Here is a 19,942-nt window from a genome sequence, read left to right as displayed (position 1 = left end):
CCCCCCCCCCCCCCCCCCCCCCCCCCCCCCCGCTCCGGGCTATCCGGGTCGGCCCGCGGTGCGGTCTTCGGGCGTTTTGCGGCCGCCGGACGCGCTGGTCACCGCGTCCGCCGCGGCGACCAATGCCGCTCCGCGGCGGGCGATTTCGGCGCCGGTGATGGACGTGCCGACGTACATCGTGAGCACCATGTTCTGCCTGCCGTCACCGCCGTAGGTCGGCGCGGCGAGCAGGCTCACCGGGTGCTCCTTGCGCGGCCGGAGATCGGCGCCGAGATACACCCGTTCGCCCAGGCTGGTGACCAGCTCGCCGACCAGTTCGCGCAGCTCGTCGGGCAGATCGCGGGCGGCGACGCCGGCCAGCAGCGAGTACAGCCGCCGCCCGGCCGCGGTCAGGCTTTCGACCAGATAGCCGCGCTCGCGACACTCGGCGACCACCTGGCGCAGCCGGATCTCGTCCTGCTGGAGCGGGACGGTGGGCGGGATGGCCAGCCATGCGTCGAACGCGGCGTCGGTGTCCCACAGCACGTACATCAAGCCGACGGGCGGCGCGAAGTGGTAGGACGCGCCCATCTTCACCATGCCGGGGCCGGTGCTCTCCATTACCGAGATCCGGTCGCCGACCACGGCCGACGCGGTGCAGGTGGTGCGGTAGCGCGCGCTGAGTTCGGCCAGCTCGGCGCGGGCGATGGCCGGGATGGCGAAGCCGTCCTGGGCCACCCGGCCCGCCGCGATGAGCGCGGGTCCGAGGCCGTAGACGTGGGTGTGCGGATCGCGCACCAGGTAGCCGCCCGCGGTCAGCTCGGTGAGAATGCCCAGGCAGGTGGGCTTGGCCATGGTCAGCTCGCGGGCCAGCTCAGAGAGCCCGAAGCGCTTGCCGCGCTGCTCGACGAGGAAATCCAGTACCTGGACCACCCGCTCGGTGGGGGCGGATCGGCGCGCGACCATGGACAACTCCTAGAACACGTTCTAATCTTGCTCGTATCGAAATGTACCAGAGCGGTACATATTTGGACCACCCGGGAGAGCCTCTTGCTGACCCAGCCGTTCGCGGACGCGATCGCCGCCGCCGAGCAGATCATCACCGAAGCGCCGCACATCAGGACCGAACAGGACCTCGTGGAGGGCTACGACTACCTGGCGGGCAGCATTCGCGCGGCCCTGCAGATGGCGTGGGCCTACGAGCGGGACTTCCCGTTCTTCGTCCAGTCGACCGGCCCCTACACCAAGATGGGCCTGGACAACCCCGACACCCTGTACTTCCACGCCTACCTGCGGCCGGACGCGGAATACCTGGTGACGGGCACCCGCGGCACCACGAGGGACCTCAGCTTCCAGGTGCTCAACGGCAACTACTCGCCGGTGGACGTGCCCGACAGCGAGACCGCCTTCGACGATCGCGCGCTGGACGTGGCTGCCGACGGCTCCTACGAGCTGCGGCTCGGGCCGGGCGAGGCGCGGCCGGGCTACGTGCACCTCGCGCCCGACTCGGCCATGTTGGTGGTGCGCGAGGTCTTCAGCGACTGGGCCACCGAGAAGCCGGGCACCCTGCGCATCCAGCGCGTCGACACGATCGGCGACGCGCCGCCCCCGCTCACCAAAGATCTGCTGACCAAGCGCTACGGGATCGCGGGGAAGATGTTGCTGTCCCGGCTGAAGACGTTCCTGGCCTTCCCGGAGTGGTTCTACTTGAACCTGCCGGTGAACACCATGACCGAACCGCGCTCCACCCCCGGCGGGCTCACCACCCAGTTCTCCTCGGCAGGGCACTACGAGCTGGCCGACGACCAGGCCATGATCATCACGGTGCCCGAGTCGGACGCGCCCTACCAGGGCTTCCAGCTGGGCAGCATGTGGTACCTGTCGCTGGACTACATCAACCACCAGACCAGCCTCACCGCCGACCAAGCCCGCGTCGATCCGGACGGGATGATCCGGCTGGTGGTCAGCGAGCGCGACCCCGGCCTGGCGAACTGGATCGAGCGCACCGGGCACGCCAGGGGCTACCTCCAGTTCCGCTGGCAGCGGCTCTCCCGCGACCTCAAACCCGAGGACGGGCCGGCCGTGGAGATCGTGGCGGTCGACGAATTACCCACGCGGTTGCCCTATTACGAGCAGGCGCGGGTGACGCCCGAGGAATGGAAAGCACGGATCGCGGCCCGTCAGGTCGCCGTCGCGGAGAGGATGCTCGGCTGATGTTGTTGCAGGACAAGGTGGTTGTGGTCTCCGGTGTGGGGCCGGGGCTCGGCAGGGCCATCGCGGTGCAGGCGGCCAAGGCGGGCGCGGACGTGGTGCTCGCCTCGCGCACCGAATCGCGGCTGACCGAGGTCGCCAAGGAGATCGCCGAGGTCGGCAGGCGCGCGGTGGTGGTGCCCACCGACATCAATGACGAAGCGGCGGTGGCGAATCTGGTCGAGACGGCCACCGGCGCGTTCGGGCGGGTCGACACGCTGGTGAACAACGCCTTCGCCATTCCGCCGCTGGCGGATCTGGCCGTGGTCGACCTGGATCAGGTGCGCGCCGGGTTCGAGACCAACGTGCTGGCCGCGCTGCGCCTGACCCGGCTGTTCGTGCCCGCGCTCACCGAGACGAAAGGCTCGGTGGTGATGATCAATTCGGCCGTGCTGCGCCACTCCCGGCGCACCTTCGGCCCGTACAAGATGGCCAAGTCCAGCCTGCTGGCGCTGGCGCAGAGCCTGGCGACCGAACTGGGTCCCCAGGGCATCCGGGTGAACTCGGTGGCGCCGGGCTACATCTGGGCCGACAACCTGAAGTGGTACTTCAACTACCTCGCCCAGCAGCGGGGGATCACGCCGGAAGAGGTCTACGCCGAGACCGCGTCGACCATCGACCTGCGCAAGCTGCCCGAGCCCGACGAGATCGCCGACGCCGTCGTCTTCTTCGCCTCGCCGCTGGCGCGGGCGATCACCGGCGCATGTCTGGACGTCAACGGCGGCGAGTACCACCACTGATCGAACACCACCGATGAGGAGAGAGCACAGCATGATCGGCAGGGACGACGTCGGCACCGTCGAGGATCTGCACGCCTCGGCGACCAAGGTGGTCGGGCTCGACGATTTCGGCGACGACGACTATCGCGAAGGGCTCCAGGTGCTCCTGGACTCCTACGCCGCGGACGCCGAGCTGACGCCGTTCGGCAACAAGGTCAACCGCGCGTTCCTGCGCGGCGCGCTGATCGCCAGGCTGCTCAGCGAGAACGCCTGGCAGCGGCACCCCGAACACGCCGACGTCGCGATCGAACGGCCCGTCTTCGTCACCGGCCTGCCGCGCTCGGGGACCACGGCCGTGCACCGGCTGCTCAATGCCGATCCCGCGCACCAGGGCCTGGAGATGTGGCTGACCGAGATGCCGCAGCCGCGGCCGCCGCGCGAGACCTGGGCCGACAATCCGGTGTACCAGCGCATCGAGGCGGCGTTCGAGAAGCATCACGTCGAGCATCCCGAATTCATGGGCGTGCACCACATTTCGGCCGATCAGGTGGAGGAGTGCTGGCAGCTGCTGCGGCAGTCGGCCATGTCGGTGTCCTACGAATGCCTGGCCTACCTGCCCGGGTATTCGGAATGGCTGGCGGGCCGCGACTGGACCGTCGCCTACCGCAGGCATCGGCGCAACCTGCAGCTGATCGGGCTGCCGGACGCGAATCGTCGCTGGGTACTCAAGAATCCGAGCCACCTGTTCGCCTTGGACGCCATCTTCGACGTGTACCCCGACGCGCTGATCATCCAGATGCACCGCGATCCGCGCACGATCATCGCGTCGGTGTGCAGCCTCAACGAACAGGCGTCGGCGGGGTGGTCGGAGAAGTTCCGCGGTCCGGTGGTCGGCCGGACGCAGCTGGATCTGTGGGCCCGCGGCGCGCAGCGTTTCCTGGAAGATCGCAAGCGGCACAACGCCGATCAGTTCGTCGACGTGTACTACGACGACTTCGTCGCCGACCCGATCGACACGGTGCGCTCCGTCTACCGGCACTTCGGTCTCCCGCTGAGCGCCGACGCGGAGGCGGCGATGGCGGCGTTGCACGCGGAGAGCACTACGGGCGCGGCGCGTCCGTCGCACCAGTACACGCTCGACGATTTCGGTCTGACAGTGGATCAGGTCGACGAACGGTTCGGCGAGTACCGAGCGGTGCACTTCCCGAATCGCTGAGGGTTTCGCCGGTCGGCCCGCGCGGTCGACCGGCAAACCTGACATGCCGTGCAAAGTTGCATCGCATGCAATTTCGGCTGAGATCGGGCTTGGACTCACGAATTGTGGTGCGAATTAACCACTTTCGGCCCACGAGTGCCGGATTCCATTCTGGATAAGACATCCAGTGCGCAGTTGCGCTGAGTGCAACCCTGGCGTGACATCGGCGTTCGCGGTGGTTTTCTCCCACGACGGTACCGCCTCGGTGGCCGAACCCGCCACCGATGAAACGCGTGTCTTCATCCCGAGTCTTGCGCGACCGCGGTTGCCGGTTGACCGCCACCTGGGTGTCGGGGTCGGTCGGCGGCGCCGCCGCTCTTCGAGAGAGGCGTGAGTTCCTCAGCGTGACGTGCAATACCGCCGTGCGTCAGTATCCGGCGCGCGGCTCGAAACCGGGGTCGGGCAGCGACGGCGGCTCGGCGGGAGGCGGCTCGGCGGGAGGCGCGGATTGCTGCGTGTGCGGCACAACGCGCGGCTGCGGTTCGGGAGCGCCGGTAGGCGCGCCTGCCCCCGCGTTCGGCGGCGCGGATTCCGGCGGGTCCCCGACGTCGGGCACATCATCGGCGGCGACGGCCGCCGGGGCCTGCGTGGGCGCGGGCGTCGCACTCGTCCCCGAATTCGTGGCGACCGCGGGGGATTCGGCAGGCGCCGGATCGGAACTCGCACCGCAGCCGGCGAGCACCAGCGCCGCGGCGAGCGCGACCGTGGACCAGCGAATTCGGTATTTCTGGACGGACACGGCGCAAGGCTAACCGCGGGCGTGGGCCGCCGCAGTCGTCCGTTCGACCGACACCGCCACCGCGGCCGCGAGGCAATACTGAAGTGCGTTGTGCCGTACAGCGATTGGATACCCATGAGATTCCGCCGGGCGAGGTCCTCGGCTGCCGCAGTGCTCACCGCGATGTCAGCGGTCACCCTGCCCGCGATGGCTACCGCGGTGGCCGATCCGCCCGGCGGGGCGACGACGGTCGTCCTTGGCGATTCGTTCACCGCCACCGCACCCGTCATCGGGCACGCCGACGACGGGTGCACACGATCACCCTCCTCGTGGCCGAATCAACTCGCGCGAGCCAGCCGGTTCGCGGAGACCCCGCGGTTCGTGGACGTGTCCTGCAACGGCGGCACGATCGACACCGGGCACGGCTGGACTCTGGTCCACCAGGCCCGGAAAGCCTCCGCGCAGAACGCTTTCGGCGCAGACACGCGCGTCGTCCTGATCCAGATGGGACTCAACGACGTGTGGGGCGCCTCCACCGGGACGGCCTTCCCCTCGACCGACTGTCTGCTCAACATCGTCGCCGGGTGCGGATTCGACGCCACCGAACAGCACCGGCTGCCCGACTACCGCGCTGTCACCGGCGCAGGCTACGCGGATCGGGTGCGCGACGTCGTGGCGTTCGTGCGATACCACGCCGCGAATGCGCGGGTGGCCCTGGTCGGATACCCGGAGGTCTTCCTGTCGGGACAGCAGGCCGCCTGCATGGATCTCGCCGGAATCGGGCGGGTCGTGCAACCGCGCGCGGAAGGCTACATTGCCTACCTCGACCGGATCCAGCAGGCGCAGCGAGAAGCGGCGGCGCTGCTCGGCGTCGAGTTCATCGATGTCCGCGCCATCACCGCGGGACACGGCAGCTGCTCGGCCGAACCGTGGATCAGCGGCCTGGACGGCGCCGAATCGCTGTTCGACGGCGCGCCCATCCATCCGAACGCGCAGGGCAACGCCGCGGTCGCCGCGCAAGTCCAAGAGCGGTTCGGGCTCTGAGCGCCGTGCCCGCTGCTCCGTGCGCACCGGGCACCCGACTGCCCGCGCTGACCGGTGCGCGATGGTGGGCGGCCGCAGCGGTTTTCGTCCTGCACGCTTTGGTGTTCCTGCCGGTCTACCCGTTCCAGAAGTCCGAACTGTTCCGCGCCATCCACGATGTCGTCCCGATGCAGCAGGGCGCGGCGGGGGTGACCTTCTTCTTCGTCCTCTCCGGTTTCGTGATCTGCTGGTCGTTCCGCAGGGGGATGCCGGTGCGCGGGTACTACCTGCGCCGGATCCTCAAGATCTATCCCACCCATGTGATTTCGGCGCTGGTGCTCGTGCTCGTGGTCGCGGCGCCGCTGGCCCGCCCGGTGGTGTGGCTGCCGAACCTGCTGCTCGTGCACACCTGGGTGCCGAAGTGGACCACGCTCGGCGGGCTCAACGTGCCGTCCTGGTCGCTGTGCGCGGAACTGCTGTTCTACCTGAGCTTTCCACTCGCGCTGCCGCTCGTCGCTCGGATCCCGACACATCGGCTGTGGGTGGCCGCGGCCGTTCTGCTGGCAACGATCATGATGTTGCACACCGGCTTTCATCTCTGGGTGGAAGGACCGAAGGACACCGCCAACGTCTTCGCGGCCCGGCTGCTCCCCGGTGACGTCTCACCCGAGTTCGAAATCCATGTCTCACCACAGTGGTTCGCGCAATCCGACATCCCCATCCCGGCCTCGTACTGGCTCAGCTATCCCTTTCCCGCATCGCGACTGCCCGAGTTCTACGTGGGCGTCCTCGCGGCCCGCATGGTCGCCGAAGAGGTATGGCGCAACACCCGGCTGAGAACACCGCTGGCCGCCCTGGCCCTCGCCTATGGCGCGACCTGGTTCGTCCCGCTCAACTACAAGATGTCGGCGTTGCTGGTGGCCCCCATGGCCGCCGTGGTGGCGACCCTGGCCGCCCGCGATCTGGCGGGCGTCTCCGGCCTCAACGCGAGCAGGCCACTGGTCTGGCTCGGTGACATCTCGTTCGCGTTCTACATGATCCAGTTCCCGGTGATGGTGCTCATCGCCCGGCTGTTCATCGGCGGGCATCGGTACTCGATCGGGGGCTGGGCGATGTGGACCGGAGTCAGCTTCCTCGCATCGATCCTCGCCGCCGCCGCCATCTTTCACGGCGTCGACAAACCCCTCATGAATCGCGTCGCGAAGAGGTCACCGCGGGACGACCGGCGTACGGCGCCACCGGCTCAATCCCCGATCAAGGCTCTGACCAAGCGGTAGGCGATCTCGTTCGCGGGCCGCCCGCCCGCGGGCCCGTCGCGCAGTGTGCACAGCACTACGATGGTGACGTCGGTGACAGGGTCGTAGCCCATGAACGTCTGGAAGCCGGGAATGGCGCCGTCGTGGCCGGCCATCGGGCCGAACGACTCCAGCCCCAGACCGTAGCGGATGCCCGCGGGATCCCGCCGGTCCAGCGGAGCAGCGCTGTTCAGGCGTTCGCGCTGCAACACCGGTCCGATCAGCTCGTCGCTGCCGACCAGCGTGCGCACGTAGTGCGCGAGGTCCTGCGCGGTGGAGATGACACCACCCGCCGCACCGATCCACGAGGGGTCGAGGTTCGTCACGTCCGTGGGCAGCAGGGCGCCCGTGCGGGCCGCGGCGATCTGGTCGTCGGGCAGTACCGCCGAGACCAGCGCCGAGGTGTTGGTGCCGTAGAGGTATCCTCGCGGCGACGGTGCAGGCAGCGAGGCATCGCCTGGCTCCGGGTACGACGTCTTGGACATGCCGAGCGGAACGAAGATCCGGTCGGTCAGCAACGTGCGGATGTCCTGCCCGGTGATCTGTTCGAGCACCGCCGCCAACAGGATCGTGTTCGTGTTCGAGTACCGGAAGTCGGTGCCGGGTGCGAAGTACGGCGCCGAGCCGAACCCGATCCGCAACAGCGCGTCCTGCTGCCATACCCGGCCGGGATCGTCGTCCATCGCCGCGGCGAACGACGGATCCTCGTTGTAGCTGAACAAACCGCTGCGCATGTTCAGCAATTCGGCGATGGTGATGCTGTTTCCGTTCGGAACACCGGCGCGGTACCGCGACACCGGATCGTCGAGCGCGAGCCTGCCCTCGCGGACGAGTTGTAGCGCGACTGTGCCGACCATGGTCTTGGTGGTCGAGCCGACGCGGAAGAAGTCGTGCACCCGCACTGGATCGTCCCTCCCGCGAGCGCGACCCCCGAATGCCCCCTCCCAGAACGTATTCGGCGTGCGGATGTGCACCACCGCCGCCGGGACGAGCAGTGCGTCGAGCACCTCGCGCACGATCGGTTCCGCGATCCGGCCCAGCGCCGCGGATTCGTGTGCCGCGGCGTCCTCGACCATGGACTCGTGCGGCACCGAACCGCCGCCGGACACCAGCGCCACCGCGCATACGGCGACCACGCCCACCCGGGACACACGCCGGCTCCCACTGCGAAAGAAGGTCATCTGCCCCTGTTTCCGAGGACGGACATCGTGCCGCCGTTGAAGTTGGACACGTAGACCTGGCCCGCGGCCGGGTCCACCGCGACCCCGTGCGGGCGGGCCCCGACGCGGATCGTCTCCGTCGTGACGCTGTCGCGGGAGTCGATCACCGAGACGGAATTCTCCGACCGCACATCGTCGAGTCCGTGGTTGGTCACGAACACCGTCCGGCTCGCGTGATCCACCGCGACGCCGACCGGCCCGGCTCCCACGCGCACGGTCGCGGTGACCGCGCGCGTGCGCGTATCGATCACCGACACCGTGCCGTCCGCATGATTCGTCACGTACGCGGTACTGGTGTCGGTGTCGACCGCCACGCCCCACGGCTGGTTGCCCACTCGGATCGACGTAACCACCGACAGCGCCACGGCATCCACGACCGCGACCCTGCGGTCGACCGACTCGGGCGGGCCGGCGATCGCCACGAAGACGCTACGTGTGGCCGGATCGAAGGCCACGCCGTACGGGTGACTGCCGACCGGGATCGTCGCGACGACGCCCCTGGATCGCAGGTCGACGACCGACATCGTGCCCGCCTCGAAATTCGTGACATAGGCGGTCCGTCCGGCCGGGTCGACGGCGATCCCGTACGGGCCAGCGCCGACGGCGATCCGGCCGACGACAGCTCGGTCACGCGCACCGATGACGGACACCGATCCGTTGCCGGCGTTGGTCACCAAGACCAGGCCGGCCGCCGAATCGACCGCTATCGCAGTCGGTTTCGCGAAGTCGGGCGAGGTGATCGATGCGGTGGCGCCGGTCTCGGTGTCGTACACCGACACCGAGTTGCTCAGACTGTTGGTGGCGAACACGGTGGCGGTCCCGGTATCGACGGCGACCCCCCACGGTTGCACACCGACCGGGATCGTGGTGTTCACCGCCGCCGGGGCGGCCACGGGCAGCGACCCACCGGCGCGGGGCGGGTCGTCCTCGCTCGAGGTGATGCTGGTCAGCAATCCGGCGACCACGACCACGGCGGCGATGGCGCCGATCACACGCACGCGCAACGGAACCCGTTGCCACCACGGGTTGCGGCGTGGCGAAGGAATGAGCGGCGGGGTGTATCCCCCGCCGGCCTGCTGCGGCCGCGGATGGCCGGTCCTGGGCTGGACGACCGGGGGCGGCGCCACCGGTGTCCGAGTGCCCGCGCCCGCGGCGGCGGCGTTGAGCGCCTGGAGCCAGTCCGCCGGGCGGGGCCGCTGACCGACCGGGGCGGACAGCGCGGTGCGGACGAGCTGACGCACCGCGGTGGGCACACCGGCGGGCAGCCGGTCCGGGTCCCGTGTGCTCTGGTGACCGGCCAGCAGGCGCAGCACGAGCAGCGCGAACTTGTAGGCGTCGGACTGCGGGGTCGCCAATTCCTCACCGGCACTGACCGTCCGGACCTCCCAGTCGGGTGTCTCGAACTGATCGCTGACCGATCGGGAGCGCATCCGCATGGCGTCGCAGTCGATGAAGTACACCTGCCGTTCCGGTCGCAGCGAGAACAGCAGGTTCTTCGGCGACAGGTCACCGACCGCGATGTGATGGCGATGCAGCAGCGTCAGCGCTTCCGCCGCGTCACCGAGCAGTTCGTACCTGGCGCGATCGGACAGCGGAATGCCGCGCTTGGCCAGGTAGACGTCGTCGTTGAGCAGATGCTGGAACTCGGCGGTCATTCGCCGAGTCCCCGCCACCGTCACCATGTCGACGAAGAACTCGTCCGGAATCGCGGGCATCACGAATCCGAGCACGGTGGCCGAGTGATCCTCCTCGACCAGCCGGCACGGCCACGCCGCCCGTTTCAGCAGTTCCATTCCTTCGTTGAACGGCAACGACTCCAGGTAGGAGGGCATGTCCTCGAGCACGTCGACCCGGATGTTCGGCAACACCGGGGATTTGTACTCCTTGAACACCATCGTTTTCGCGTGCGCCATCTGCACACCCGGCGCCAGGTAGACCACCCCTTGGCCCCCGGACGCCAGCTTCTGCACCGCCCCCAGCATCCCGCGTTTCAAACGCTGCTGCGCCACGGTGGCTCCGTCAGCTGCTCGGTGGCCATATGGCCACCAGCGTCCGGTCGTCGTCGAACGTTTCCCGCGAGAAGTCCAACGCGTGGGCGAATTCGATCTGTGAGGGCACCCGGTCACCGAGCAACCCCGCGAACAGCGCGCCGACGCCGCCCTCCCCACTGCCGAGGGGATCGCCGAATCCGTCGGTTCCCACCAGCAGCACCTGACCGGGCTCGATGATGACCGGCTGGGGCGCGACGTCGTTGGGCACCCTGGGCAGACCGACCACGGCCGAGCACGACAACCCCGAGGGCGACTGCTCTTTGCCACCGAGTACCGGGACGAATGTCCCGTCGGTCAGCAACCAGACACCGGAGTCGCCGACGGCGGCGACCACCGCCGACAGGCCGCCGTCGGGGTGGGGTTCGCACACCGCGCAAGCCAGGGTCGTGGCGAGCATCCGCTCCGCCTGTTCGGCGTCGGCCTCCGGCAGCGACAGCACCGCCGCCGCTTGTTCGGTCAGCGTCCACGCGGCGCTCTTGAACAGGGTGTGCCAGCCGCCGTCGTCGAGCGGTTCCGGCGGTTCCTCCAGCCATCGGGTGGCATAGCGGACGACGGTGGACGAACCGACGTGGGAGTACTTGGCCGACGACACACCGTCGGCCACGGCGACGACCAGGCGCTGACGCTCCGGGTCGACGGTGATGGCGAAATCGTCCTGGCGTGGCGCGCCGCCGTACCGGTGCAGATACCCCCGCACCGATGCCGCCCGCACCGTGAACGCACCGCTGGACCAGCCATCGATCACGGTGTCGGCCCGATAGGGCGTCCTGCCGTACTCCTTGTCCACCGCCTTGGGCTCGAACGCGGGCGTCGGCGCACCGACGACGATCGGCCCTCTCGACGGCCAGCCCGGCGCCTGTGCCTCCCCCGAGGCGTCCGGGCGGCCTGCGAGCTCGGGCGCCGCCACGTCCGCTTCGGCTTCCGCCTCCGCTTCCGGGGACGAATCCGCCGCCGATTGCTCGTCGTGCTTGTTCCGTTTGCCCAACCAGCCCATCAGACGGTATCCACATCGAGCGAGACGAAGTCGTCGGGCTTCTCCACCTGCAACGTCGCCTGCCCGGTCGCCAGCGCCGTACCCGAATTGATCACCGACTGGGTGAGTGCGGTGACGAACTTCGAGATCGCGACACCGGTATCGGTCCCCGCCGCGGCGATGAACGCGTACTTCGCGTTGGTCGCCACTCGCCGGATCACATCGGCGTCGGCCTGTCCGATGCCGAAAGCCAAGATGTTCGGGCGGGCGGGGAAACTCATCAGTCGCGCGTGCGCCGCCTCCCAGCCGTCGCCGGGATTCGGGGCGCCGTCGGTCAGGAAGAAGACCGCAGGCCGGTTCACCAGATAACCGTCGGACTTCAGTGCCCGGATATCGCGCGGGATACGGTTGCTCAATTCGGAAAAGGCCGCGGCGAACGACGTCGAACCACGGGCACGCAGTTCCGGTACGCCGTCCACGTACCGCAGATCGCTCGGCTCCAGGTAGCACAGCGCGTCATCGGAGAATCCCAGGACACAGAACCTGACCTTCGCCGCGGCCATCGATTCACCCTGCAAGGTGTCGAACAAGGTGACCAGCCCGGCATTCAGATCGCCCACATCGTCGGCCATCGAATACGACTCGTCGGCAACGAAATAGACCGGCAGCACGGTTGCCTTCGGTTCGTTCATTCAGCTCACACTCCCTTTCCCGCTTCGCCCGAGCACGCCGAACACTACAGTCGCGCAACCGATTCCACTGTCGGCCATTCGACGGACAGCGCACCGGGAACTACAAGTCGTCGATGCCGATGAGCGCGTCCTGCAACGCCCGCACGACGAGCGCGGCTTTGGTGGGCGCGGGCCGGCCGACGGCCGCATACTTGTCTCTGATCCGGGACAGGTGAGTATTGACAGTGCCGGGTGAGATATACAGGCGCTGGCCGACTTCCACCTTCGAGTCAGAAGCGAGCCACGCCAGCAGTACCTCGATCTCGCGACCACTGAGGGCCGGTCGCCTCGATATCCCGCACACGCCGTCCTCGTGATCGAATGTGATGCTCATGAACTATTCCTTCACCAGATTGTGCATCGCGCGCGGATGTGCCCGACGAAAACCTGTTCACTTCTATTTCCAGCGGCCGAACAGATCGCGGATACATCGCCGCGCCAGCGCGAATGTGGCGACGATCAGCAGCAGGCTCGTCGCCGCACGGAACTGGTCGCCACCGTCGCCGGAAACTCCGGTGTAGGCGGCCTGGGCGTACCAGATGAACACGATGTCGACCAGCAGTAGGACCGCCAGCACGTACCACAGGCGGACTCTGCGCACCGCATTGCTGTGGAAGATATTGACGGTCTGCTGGCCGTTCTGACTGGAAACCACCGTGCCGCCGCGCTTCGCGATATTTACCTGATTCTGTGCGTTGACATTGCTGTTCGATCCGGGGAAGAAGCGCACCTCATCTCCCGCTGGGATCGTTCAACGTGACATTCTGAGGTCCGTTCTGATTGGCGACCACGATGCCGCCGCTGGTCGCGGAATTGGTCTGCGCCGGCGGCGGGGGCGCCTGCGCCGGCCCGGACGCGGACGGATCCTGCGGCTCGGTACCGGGCGACAACCGCTCGATCAGACCGGCGATATCGGCGTCGAGCGATTGGTGCCGGATGCGCCACCCCTGCGAGATGGTCAGTTTCCGAATGTCTTCCGGCAGGCTTCCCGGCACCGGGAGCAGCGTGTCGTCCAGCAGAACCGGAACGACCGGAATACCGCGCTCGAACGCGGTGCGCAGTTCCATGCGCACCCAGTCGCGCTCGTTGTCGATGCACCGTACCCCTCGTTTGTCACGGGCATCGAGCCAGTGCCGGCCGATCACCGACACCATCACGTCGCTGTCGTCGAGCGCGGCGCGGATGCGACGGGAGTACAGCACGCCCAGCGCCAGCGATTCCTGGTCGCGGAAGACGTGCACCCTGCCGAAATGGCGCGCCATCTGCTTCGAGATCTGACCGACGGCGTATACGCTGTCGATCGTGCGATAATTCAGAAAAATTTTCATATGACGGGTAATCCCTCGAAATAACGTCTCTCCGCACGGCTGGATTCTGTGCGCGACCGAGCCTTGCTGGGCGGGCGAAAGTTAAAGCAGGCGACCAGTTCGCTGTACCCCCTCCTCGAGCGCTCCACTTTCGGGCCACGCATACCCGCAGCGCCGCGCCGGACTACCGGCCCACCGCTGGATCGGTTTCATTCTGCACCTGTAGCCAGCATTTTGCCGAGTGAACGCGGGTATCGGGTGGACCGACGAAATGAAGGGTCGCACACCGACTTTCGAAAAGGTGCCGGTCGGTTTATTACCCCGGCGCCCCGGTGCGCGCATATTTCGTGCCGGAGTCGATAAATGCTGCAATTCGTCCACCGCCATCCTCACCGGTCCGTATATATGCGGTCACAGTCCGAACAGACGTCGTTGCCACATCCAGGTCTCGGACGCCGAGCCCGATCTACCGGCAGATCACTCTTGTTCCGGGCAGGCGAATCGCGAACGGCGCACGGTCGCAAGCGCATACGCCCGGCCCGCGGCTGCCGATCCTGGCTCTGCTCCAGCATCCGGCAGCGGGCGGCGCCCCGACAGCCGTTGTCCGTTGCCCGATCGACCGGCAACGGACAACGCGCTGTTCAGCGCTTGACCAGAGCCGCCATCAGGGCAGCCTGGATGTCATGAGTCCCGGGGTGCCCACGGAAACGAGTGATCGTGCGGGCGAAGTCGCGCAGGTCGGCGCGGATCGTCGCCGAATCGACCGAGCGCACGACATCGAGCAGTGGCCCGATCAGTTCGCTCGCCCGATCCGGCTCGCCCAGCGCGGCGTACACCAGCGCGTGGCGCGTACCGAATCGCGCGTGATCGCGGTCCGAGGGCAGCGGCCGCGACATCGCCCGCTCGAAGAGCGCGGCGGCCGCGGCGAGGTTGCCCAGATCGTATTGGCACCACGCCTCGATGAGGAGGGGACGACCGTGCATGGCCGACGGGCCGAGCTGTTCGTCACCCTCGAGACGCTGCGCTTGTTCGAAAAGGCTTGCGGCCGTGTCCAAGGCGCGCATCGCGCCGGCGTGGTCCAGGCCGATGGCGTACCCCTGCGCCGCGCCCAGCGCGGCCAGCCAGCGGATGCGGGGGTGGATGGCGTCGTCGGCGAGCACCTGCTCGGTGGGCCCGGTCGTCGCGGAGGAATCCCCGCGGTACAGGCTCACCACGGCCCTGCGGACGAGGGCATAGCTGGTCATGTGTTCGTCGCCCGCAACCGAGGCCAGCACGACCGCGCGGTCGGTCCACCACAGCGAACCCCGGTCGTCACCGCACTCCTGCGCCATCCACCCGGCGAACTCCGCGGTGCGGGCGGCGTGCCGCAGCAGCCGCCGCTGATCCTCACCCGTGCTCTGCCGGGCCGAGGAGTCCGCGACGTGCGCCTGTGTGATCGCCATCGGCAGCACCAGGCTGGGGCTGCTGGTGCGGCCGAGGCGCTTCGTCTCCTCGAACAGAGCGGCCAGGCCGGGCAGCGTGTCGGCGGAGGCGGCGGCGGGCTGCGGCAGCTCGGTCACGGCGGGCGCGCCGGCTTCACCGATCTCGAATGTCCCGGAGCCATCGGAATACAGGCGCAGGTTCCATTGCGTGTGCCCGTATTCGCGTGCGTCGGGGCCGGGCCCGGTGTCGCTCTCCGGCCGGGTGTCCGCCGGAGCCATCGCGTGCAGTTCGCCACCGGCGGACAGGACCGCGTCGCACTTGCGCGACAGTTGCGCGGAAGGCGACTTGTGCCCGTTCTCGACCTTGCTCAGATGGCTGCGACTGTAGTGCACCAGCTCGGCGAGCTCGCCGAGGGTCAACCCCTGCCGGGTTCGACGTCGTCGCAGCTCTCGGCCGAATTCAGCTCGTGTCATCACTTTCCCCAGAACCACCGTCTCCGGTCGCAGAACTTCTTGCACGACAGCGTCGTTCGTCGCGCCCGCGCCGCCGCGGGCGTGCCGAAGGCGCCACCAGCAACCCTTCGGTTTCCGCGAGTGTACCGCCGGAAACCGTGCGGCATATCGAGAAAGGGCGGATGGCCGCCGCGCCGGCGTGTGGACGAATCACCCTGTGTCAGAAAGAGATCGGCCCCATATGAATACCGACTACCGAGTCAAGCATCTCGAGATATTGCAGACGATCATCGCGCGATTGAGTCAGCAGTCGTTCACTGTGCGCGGGTGGTCGGTGACCCTCGTCTCGGTGATCTTCGCGCTGCTCACCGCGCAGGCCCAGTATCGATCGGAGCTGATCCTGCCCGCGCTGGCGCCCGCGTGGATCTTCTGGGGCCTGGACGGGTACTACCTGAGCCTGGAACGCCGCTACCGGCGCCTCTTCGCCTCCGTAGCGCAGCAGTTACAGACCCCGTCGCCATCCGGCCCGCACCCGTTCGACATGATCTCCGACTCCGGCCGACCGATCCGCGACCTCGCCCGCGCGGCTGTCACCCCCAGCGTGGCGGCCATCCCGGCGGTGTTGACCGCGCTGATCATCGGGTACTGGGTATTCGTCGTCACGCGGTGAGCGAGGTTCTCCGGACTCCTGTCGTCGCGAGGCCTTCCGCAGGACGGTCGCGCGCCATAGCGTTGAAGTATGAGAGCGAAGCCGCGGTGCTTTGTCACGGCCGATGCCATCGCCCGGCTGTGGTCGGTGCGGGCGGCGGACTGGGCTGGGCCGTCGCCGGGTCGGCGCGGCCTGATGGTGGCCGCCGACCGGGAGGCGACGCGGTGTCGTATGCGTGATTTGGTCCGTGGCGGCGGTCGTCTCGTTGGGCGGAGCGTCCGATGAGCGCGCCGCGCGAGCCCGCGATCGCGGTGATCGGCGCGGGGATGTCGGGAATCTGCATGGCGATCACGTTGCTGCGCGCGGGTTTTCGCGATGTCACGATCTTCGAGAAGTCGGACCGGTTCGGCGGCACCTGGCGCGAGAACACCTATCCCGGGTTGACCTGCGATGTGCCGTCGCGGTTCTATCAGTTCCGCTTCGCGAAGAACCCCGACTGGTCGCAGTTCTTCGCGCCGGGGGCCGAGATCGAGGAGTACTTCACGCGGGTGGCGCACGAGTACGGGCTGCCGAGCATCACTCGGTTCGGCGCGGAGGTGTGCGGCGCGGAGTTCGCGAACGGGCGGTGGACGGTGACGACCGCCGAGGGCGCGCGCGAGCGCTACGACTTCGTGTTGTGCGCCACCGGCATCCTGCACCACCCCAGGACGCCGGACCTGCCCGGCCTGGACGACTTCGCGGGCGCGGCTTTCCATTCGGCGCGCTGGGATCACGGCATCGAGCTGACCGGCAAGCGCGTCGGTGTGCTCGGCACCGGCTCGACCGGTGTGCAGATCGTGACCGATCTGGCCGGAAAAGCGGGGCGGCTGACGCTGTTCCAGCGCACGGCGCAGTGGGTCGCGCCGCTGCCGAACGGCCGCTACTCCCGGCTCACTCGCGCCGCGCATCGGCGTTTCCCGGTGCTCGACGAACTCGGCTACGCGGTCACCCACCGGATCTTCGAGTTCCTCATGGGCGCGCTCATCGAGCCGGGGCCGAGGCGCGAGATGGTCGCCGGGTTCTGCCGGGCCAACCTGCGCACGGTGCGCGATCCGGCCCTGCGCGCCGCGCTGACGCCGGAGTACGAGCCGATGTGCAAGCGGCTGGTGATCTCGGGCGGCTTCTACCGCGCCGTCCAGCGTCCCGACGTGGCCGTGGTGACCAGCGCCGTTGACCACCTCGTGCCGCGCGGCGTCGTCACGGCCGACGGCCGTGTGCACGAACTGGACGTGCTGGTGCTGGCGACCGGCTTCGACGCGCACGCCTTCATGCGGCCGATGGGCATCGTCGGCGCGGACGGCCGCACCCTGGACCAGGCATGGGCGGACGGGCCGCAGGCCTTCGAAACCGTTGCGCTGCCCGGCTTTCCGAACATGTTTCTGCTCATCGGACCGCACAGCCCGGTGGGCAACTACCCGCTCACGCTGATCGCCGAGACGCAGGCCGAGCACATCCTCGGCTGGATCCGCCGCTGGTGCGCGGGCGAATTCGACACCGTCGAACCGACCGAGGCCGCTACCGAGCGCTATTACGCGCGACTGCGCGCCGCCCTGCCCAAGACGGTGTGGGCCACCGGCTGCCAGAGCTGGTATCTCGGCAAGGACGGCAAGCCGGAACTGTGGCCGTGGACCCCCGCCCGGCATCGCGCGCTGATGCAGCGCACGCCCGACCCGGCCAACTATCGGTTCGCGACCGCGCCCGGCGGGCCCCCGGCTACTGCTGGCCGGGCTTCAGCACGATGAACAGGCCGTTGGCTTCGGCGCAGAGCCGATCGCCGTCGTGCAGGGTGGCCCGGACGTAGACCTTGCGGCCGTCCCTGCGCTCGGCCCACGCGCGCAGCCGCAGCTCGGTGTTCAACGGGGTGATCGAGCGATAGTCGATGGTGAGCGAGGCGGTACGGGTCACCCCGCCCGCGTGCACGGCGGCCGCCATGCCGAGCAGGTCGTCGAAGCCGACCGCGATCTGACCGCCGTGCGCGGCCTTGTTGCCGCCGAGGTGGTACGTGCGGAAGGTGATGCGGGCCTCGACGCCGTCCCGGTCCGCCCGGTCCACCACGAAGGGCGGCAGCGTGACGTTGCCGCGGGCGGGCAGGTCGACCCGGGTCCAGGCGGGCGCCGACCACTCGTCGACGACCGCGGCGTCGAGCTTGTCGTTGAGCTCCTTGAGCACGGCGATGGTCTCCAGCGCCAGCTCGTCGGACGGCGACGAGAGCCGGGCCCGGTCCATCAGGCCGCGCACCTGTTCGATGAAGGCGCCGTAGTGCGGCCCGCCGCGGGAGATGTCGACCTCGTTGGCCGCGGCGTCGATCAACTCGGTCATCGGCCGGAACCCGCCCTCGTGGTGCTCCTGGTTCGGCAGCGGGGCGCCGGCCTGCTCTTCGTTCATGAGAACAAGTTATCGGTAGCCCGTGGGATGCTCGCGCGGCGGGGGAGGCGCCTACCGGCGGCCCCGGGCCGCGCGGGGAATCGGACACCCCTACGCTGGGTACCCGTTCACCCATCAGGTCTACCGATACACCACGCGAGCTCGGCGCGGCCGGTCCGTGACGGCCCGGCGGGCGTGCCCTCGTGAACGGCGAAAGGCGTTGCACCGATGCGTATTACGGCAGTCGTGTTCGACATGGACGGCGTGCTGATCGACTCCGAACCGGTCTGGGAGCAGGTGCGGCGCGAGTACGTCGCCGAGAAGGGCGGCCGCTGGCTACCGGATACGCAGAAGCGACTGATGGGCATGAGCACGGGGGAGTGGTCGGAATATCTCAGCGGTGAGCTCGGGGTCGGCGAGCCGCCGGAACGGGTGGCCGACGACGTCATCGAGCGGATGGCCGCGCACTACGACCGGACGGTGCCGCTGCTGCCCGGCGCCGTGTCCGCGGTGCAGCGGATGAGCGAGAACTGGCCGCTCGGGGTGGCCAGCTCCTCGCCCAGGACGCTGATCGACACCGTCCTCGGCCGCACCGGGCTGATCGAGTTCTTCGACGTGACGTTCTCCACCGAGGAGGTCGATCGCGGCAAGCCCGCGCCGGATGTGTACGTGGCGGTCGCGGGCTTCCTGCGCAAGAAGTCGACCGACTGCGCGGCCGTGGAGGACTCGAGCAACGGGCTGCGCGCCGCGCACGCCGCGGGCATGCGCGTGATCGCCGCGCCGCGTCCGGAGTATCCGCTCGACCCCGATGCCGTCGCGCTCGCCGCTCAGGTCATCGGCGGGCTCGACGAACTCACCCCCGCGCTGGTCGCGGGCGACTGAACACGCTGCTCAGCGGCGGTACGACTCGAGCAGGGCTCGGGTGGCGGCGGCCAGGTCGGCGTCCAGCCAGTCCGGCAGCGCCGGGGCGTGCGCGTGCCTGCGCAGGGCGGCGTAGGGCAGGTCGACCACCGCGCGGCTGACCGCGTCGATCTCCCGGTGCCCTTCTGTCCCGAACAGGTCGCGGGTGACGCGGCGCAGGTGGTCGATCAGCGGCGCGTTCATCCGGTCCAGCCGGGCGCGGAATTCCGCGTCGGGGCCGCCGTCGAGCAGGTCGCGCGGGCGCAGCTCGAGCAGCAGCCTGGCGTCCTCGGGCAGCTCACGGCCGAAACGGATGGCCGCGCCCGCCATGGCGACCCCGGCCTCGACGGGGTCGGGGTGGTCCGCGGCCGCCAAGGTCCGCTGCTGGAAGCGATCCAGCGCGCGAATCCACGCGGCGGTGAGCACGCCGTTGCGATTGCCGAAGCGGTGGTACAGCGTGCCGACCGGCGCGCCGCTGGCTTTGGCGATGGCCGCCACGCTGGCCGCGCGCGGTCCGTCGGCGAGCACGAGGGCGCGCGCTGCGTCGAGGATCACATCGGTGTCGTGCTTGCGGGGTGGCGCCATCTACTAGTAC

Annotated in this window: 20 protein-coding genes; 8 read left to right on the top strand and 12 right to left on the bottom strand. The window is 68.7% G+C overall.

Features of this window, described 5'->3' with window-relative positions:
* Positions 1-39: 39 nt before the first annotated feature.
* Positions 40-945 (bottom strand): helix-turn-helix domain-containing protein, encoded by a 906-nt coding sequence (locus tag ACRWNM_RS34505; protein ID WP_431972364.1) that lies wholly within the window; start codon positions 943-945, stop codon positions 40-42.
* An 84-nt stretch (positions 946-1,029) separates the two neighbouring features.
* Between ACRWNM_RS34505 and ACRWNM_RS34500 the strand changes: the two genes are divergently transcribed.
* Genes ACRWNM_RS34500 through ACRWNM_RS34490 form a run of 3 tightly spaced genes read left to right on the top strand, consistent with a single transcriptional unit; the run spans position 1,030 to position 4,164 of the window.
* Positions 1,030-2,193 (top strand): hypothetical protein, encoded by a 1,164-nt coding sequence (locus ACRWNM_RS34500; RefSeq protein WP_431972363.1) that lies wholly within the window; start codon positions 1,030-1,032, stop codon positions 2,191-2,193.
* Positions 2,193-2,969, top strand: a complete 777-nt coding sequence (locus tag ACRWNM_RS34495) for an SDR family oxidoreductase (protein ID WP_431972362.1) — start codon at positions 2,193-2,195, stop codon at positions 2,967-2,969. Before ACRWNM_RS34500 ends, ACRWNM_RS34495 begins: the two co-directional genes overlap by 1 nt.
* A 31-nt stretch (positions 2,970-3,000) precedes the next feature.
* Positions 3,001-4,164 (top strand): sulfotransferase family protein, encoded by a 1,164-nt coding sequence (locus ACRWNM_RS34490; RefSeq protein WP_431972361.1) that lies wholly within the window; start codon positions 3,001-3,003, stop codon positions 4,162-4,164.
* A gap of 406 nt (positions 4,165-4,570) precedes the next feature.
* Here ACRWNM_RS34490 and ACRWNM_RS34485 read toward each other — a convergent pair whose 3' ends face one another.
* Positions 4,571-4,942 (bottom strand): hypothetical protein, encoded by a 372-nt coding sequence (locus tag ACRWNM_RS34485; protein ID WP_431972360.1) that lies wholly within the window; start codon positions 4,940-4,942, stop codon positions 4,571-4,573.
* Between the two features lie 186 nt (positions 4,943-5,128).
* Here ACRWNM_RS34485 and ACRWNM_RS34480 point away from each other — a divergent pair, with 186 nt between their 5' ends.
* Complete coding sequence (locus ACRWNM_RS34480) at positions 5,129-5,965, top strand: SGNH/GDSL hydrolase family protein (protein WP_431972359.1); 837 nt, start codon at positions 5,129-5,131, stop codon at positions 5,963-5,965.
* Positions 5,966-5,970: 5 nt separating this feature from the next.
* Positions 5,971-7,221 (top strand): acyltransferase family protein, encoded by a 1,251-nt coding sequence (locus tag ACRWNM_RS34475; RefSeq protein ID WP_431972358.1) that lies wholly within the window; start codon positions 5,971-5,973, stop codon positions 7,219-7,221.
* Here the strand turns inward: ACRWNM_RS34475 and ACRWNM_RS34470 are convergent.
* From ACRWNM_RS34470 to ACRWNM_RS34435, 8 genes are all read right to left on the bottom strand, one after another.
* Positions 7,188-8,390, bottom strand: a complete 1,203-nt coding sequence (locus ACRWNM_RS34470) for a serine hydrolase domain-containing protein (protein ID WP_431972357.1) — start codon at positions 8,388-8,390, stop codon at positions 7,188-7,190. The genes ACRWNM_RS34475 and ACRWNM_RS34470 overlap by 34 nt on opposite strands.
* Before the next feature lie 26 nt (positions 8,391-8,416).
* The gene (locus tag ACRWNM_RS34465; protein ID WP_431972355.1) at positions 8,417-10,468 is read right to left on the bottom strand and encodes a hypothetical protein; all 2,052 of its coding nucleotides are present in this window, start codon (positions 10,466-10,468) and stop codon (positions 8,417-8,419) included.
* A gap of 10 nt (positions 10,469-10,478) precedes the next feature.
* Positions 10,479-11,504, bottom strand: a complete 1,026-nt coding sequence (locus ACRWNM_RS34460) for a protein phosphatase 2C domain-containing protein (protein ID WP_431972354.1) — start codon at positions 11,502-11,504, stop codon at positions 10,479-10,481.
* Complete coding sequence (locus tag ACRWNM_RS34455; RefSeq protein WP_431972353.1) at positions 11,504-12,175, bottom strand: vWA domain-containing protein; 672 nt, start codon at positions 12,173-12,175, stop codon at positions 11,504-11,506. The genes ACRWNM_RS34460 and ACRWNM_RS34455 overlap by 1 nt, the downstream gene beginning before the upstream one ends.
* Before the next feature lie 100 nt (positions 12,176-12,275).
* Entirely contained in the window at positions 12,276-12,548 is a 273-nt protein-coding gene (locus ACRWNM_RS34450) for a LuxR C-terminal-related transcriptional regulator (RefSeq protein WP_431972352.1), read from the bottom strand.
* Positions 12,549-12,611: 63 nt separating this feature from the next.
* Positions 12,612-12,944, bottom strand: coding sequence for a hypothetical protein (locus tag ACRWNM_RS34445; RefSeq protein WP_431972351.1), 333 nt, complete (start codon positions 12,942-12,944; stop codon positions 12,612-12,614).
* A gap of 1 nt (position 12,945) precedes the next feature.
* Positions 12,946-13,542, bottom strand: coding sequence for a toll/interleukin-1 receptor domain-containing protein (locus ACRWNM_RS34440; RefSeq protein WP_431972350.1), 597 nt, complete (start codon positions 13,540-13,542; stop codon positions 12,946-12,948).
* Between the two features lie 620 nt (positions 13,543-14,162).
* Positions 14,163-15,416, bottom strand: coding sequence for a helix-turn-helix domain-containing protein (locus ACRWNM_RS34435; RefSeq protein WP_431972349.1), 1,254 nt, complete (start codon positions 15,414-15,416; stop codon positions 14,163-14,165).
* Between the two features lie 220 nt (positions 15,417-15,636).
* Here ACRWNM_RS34435 and ACRWNM_RS34430 point away from each other — a divergent pair, with 220 nt between their 5' ends.
* Both ACRWNM_RS34430 and ACRWNM_RS34425 read left to right on the top strand, forming a co-directional pair.
* Entirely contained in the window at positions 15,637-16,065 is a 429-nt protein-coding gene (locus ACRWNM_RS34430) for a hypothetical protein (protein WP_431972348.1), read from the top strand.
* 260 nt (positions 16,066-16,325) lie between these two features.
* Positions 16,326-17,825 carry a flavin-containing monooxygenase gene (locus ACRWNM_RS34425; RefSeq protein WP_431972347.1) on the top strand — a complete coding sequence of 500 codons (1,500 nt, stop codon included), beginning with the start codon at positions 16,326-16,328 and terminating at the stop codon, positions 17,823-17,825.
* Here the strand turns inward: ACRWNM_RS34425 and ACRWNM_RS34420 are convergent.
* Entirely contained in the window at positions 17,797-18,468 is a 672-nt protein-coding gene (locus tag ACRWNM_RS34420) for a PaaI family thioesterase (protein WP_431972346.1), read from the bottom strand. The genes ACRWNM_RS34425 and ACRWNM_RS34420 overlap by 29 nt on opposite strands.
* 207 nt (positions 18,469-18,675) lie before the next feature.
* On the opposite strand from ACRWNM_RS34420, the gene ACRWNM_RS34415 reads away from it, so the two are divergent.
* A complete protein-coding gene (locus ACRWNM_RS34415; protein WP_431972345.1) occupies positions 18,676-19,329 on the top strand; it encodes an HAD family hydrolase in 654 nt (217 codons plus the stop codon).
* A 9-nt stretch (positions 19,330-19,338) separates the two neighbouring features.
* On the opposite strand, the gene ACRWNM_RS34410 is transcribed toward ACRWNM_RS34415, so the two are convergent.
* Entirely contained in the window at positions 19,339-19,932 is a 594-nt protein-coding gene (locus tag ACRWNM_RS34410) for a TetR/AcrR family transcriptional regulator (RefSeq protein WP_431972344.1), read from the bottom strand.
* Positions 19,933-19,942: the final 10 nt, after the last annotated feature.

The sequence above is a fragment of the Nocardia sp. bgisy134 genome, from assembly GCF_965341865.1.
Lineage (GTDB): Bacteria > Actinomycetota > Actinomycetes > Mycobacteriales > Mycobacteriaceae > Nocardia.
The sequence above is the reverse complement of the archived record's forward strand: the minus strand, read 5'-3'. Positions and strand labels throughout refer to the sequence as shown.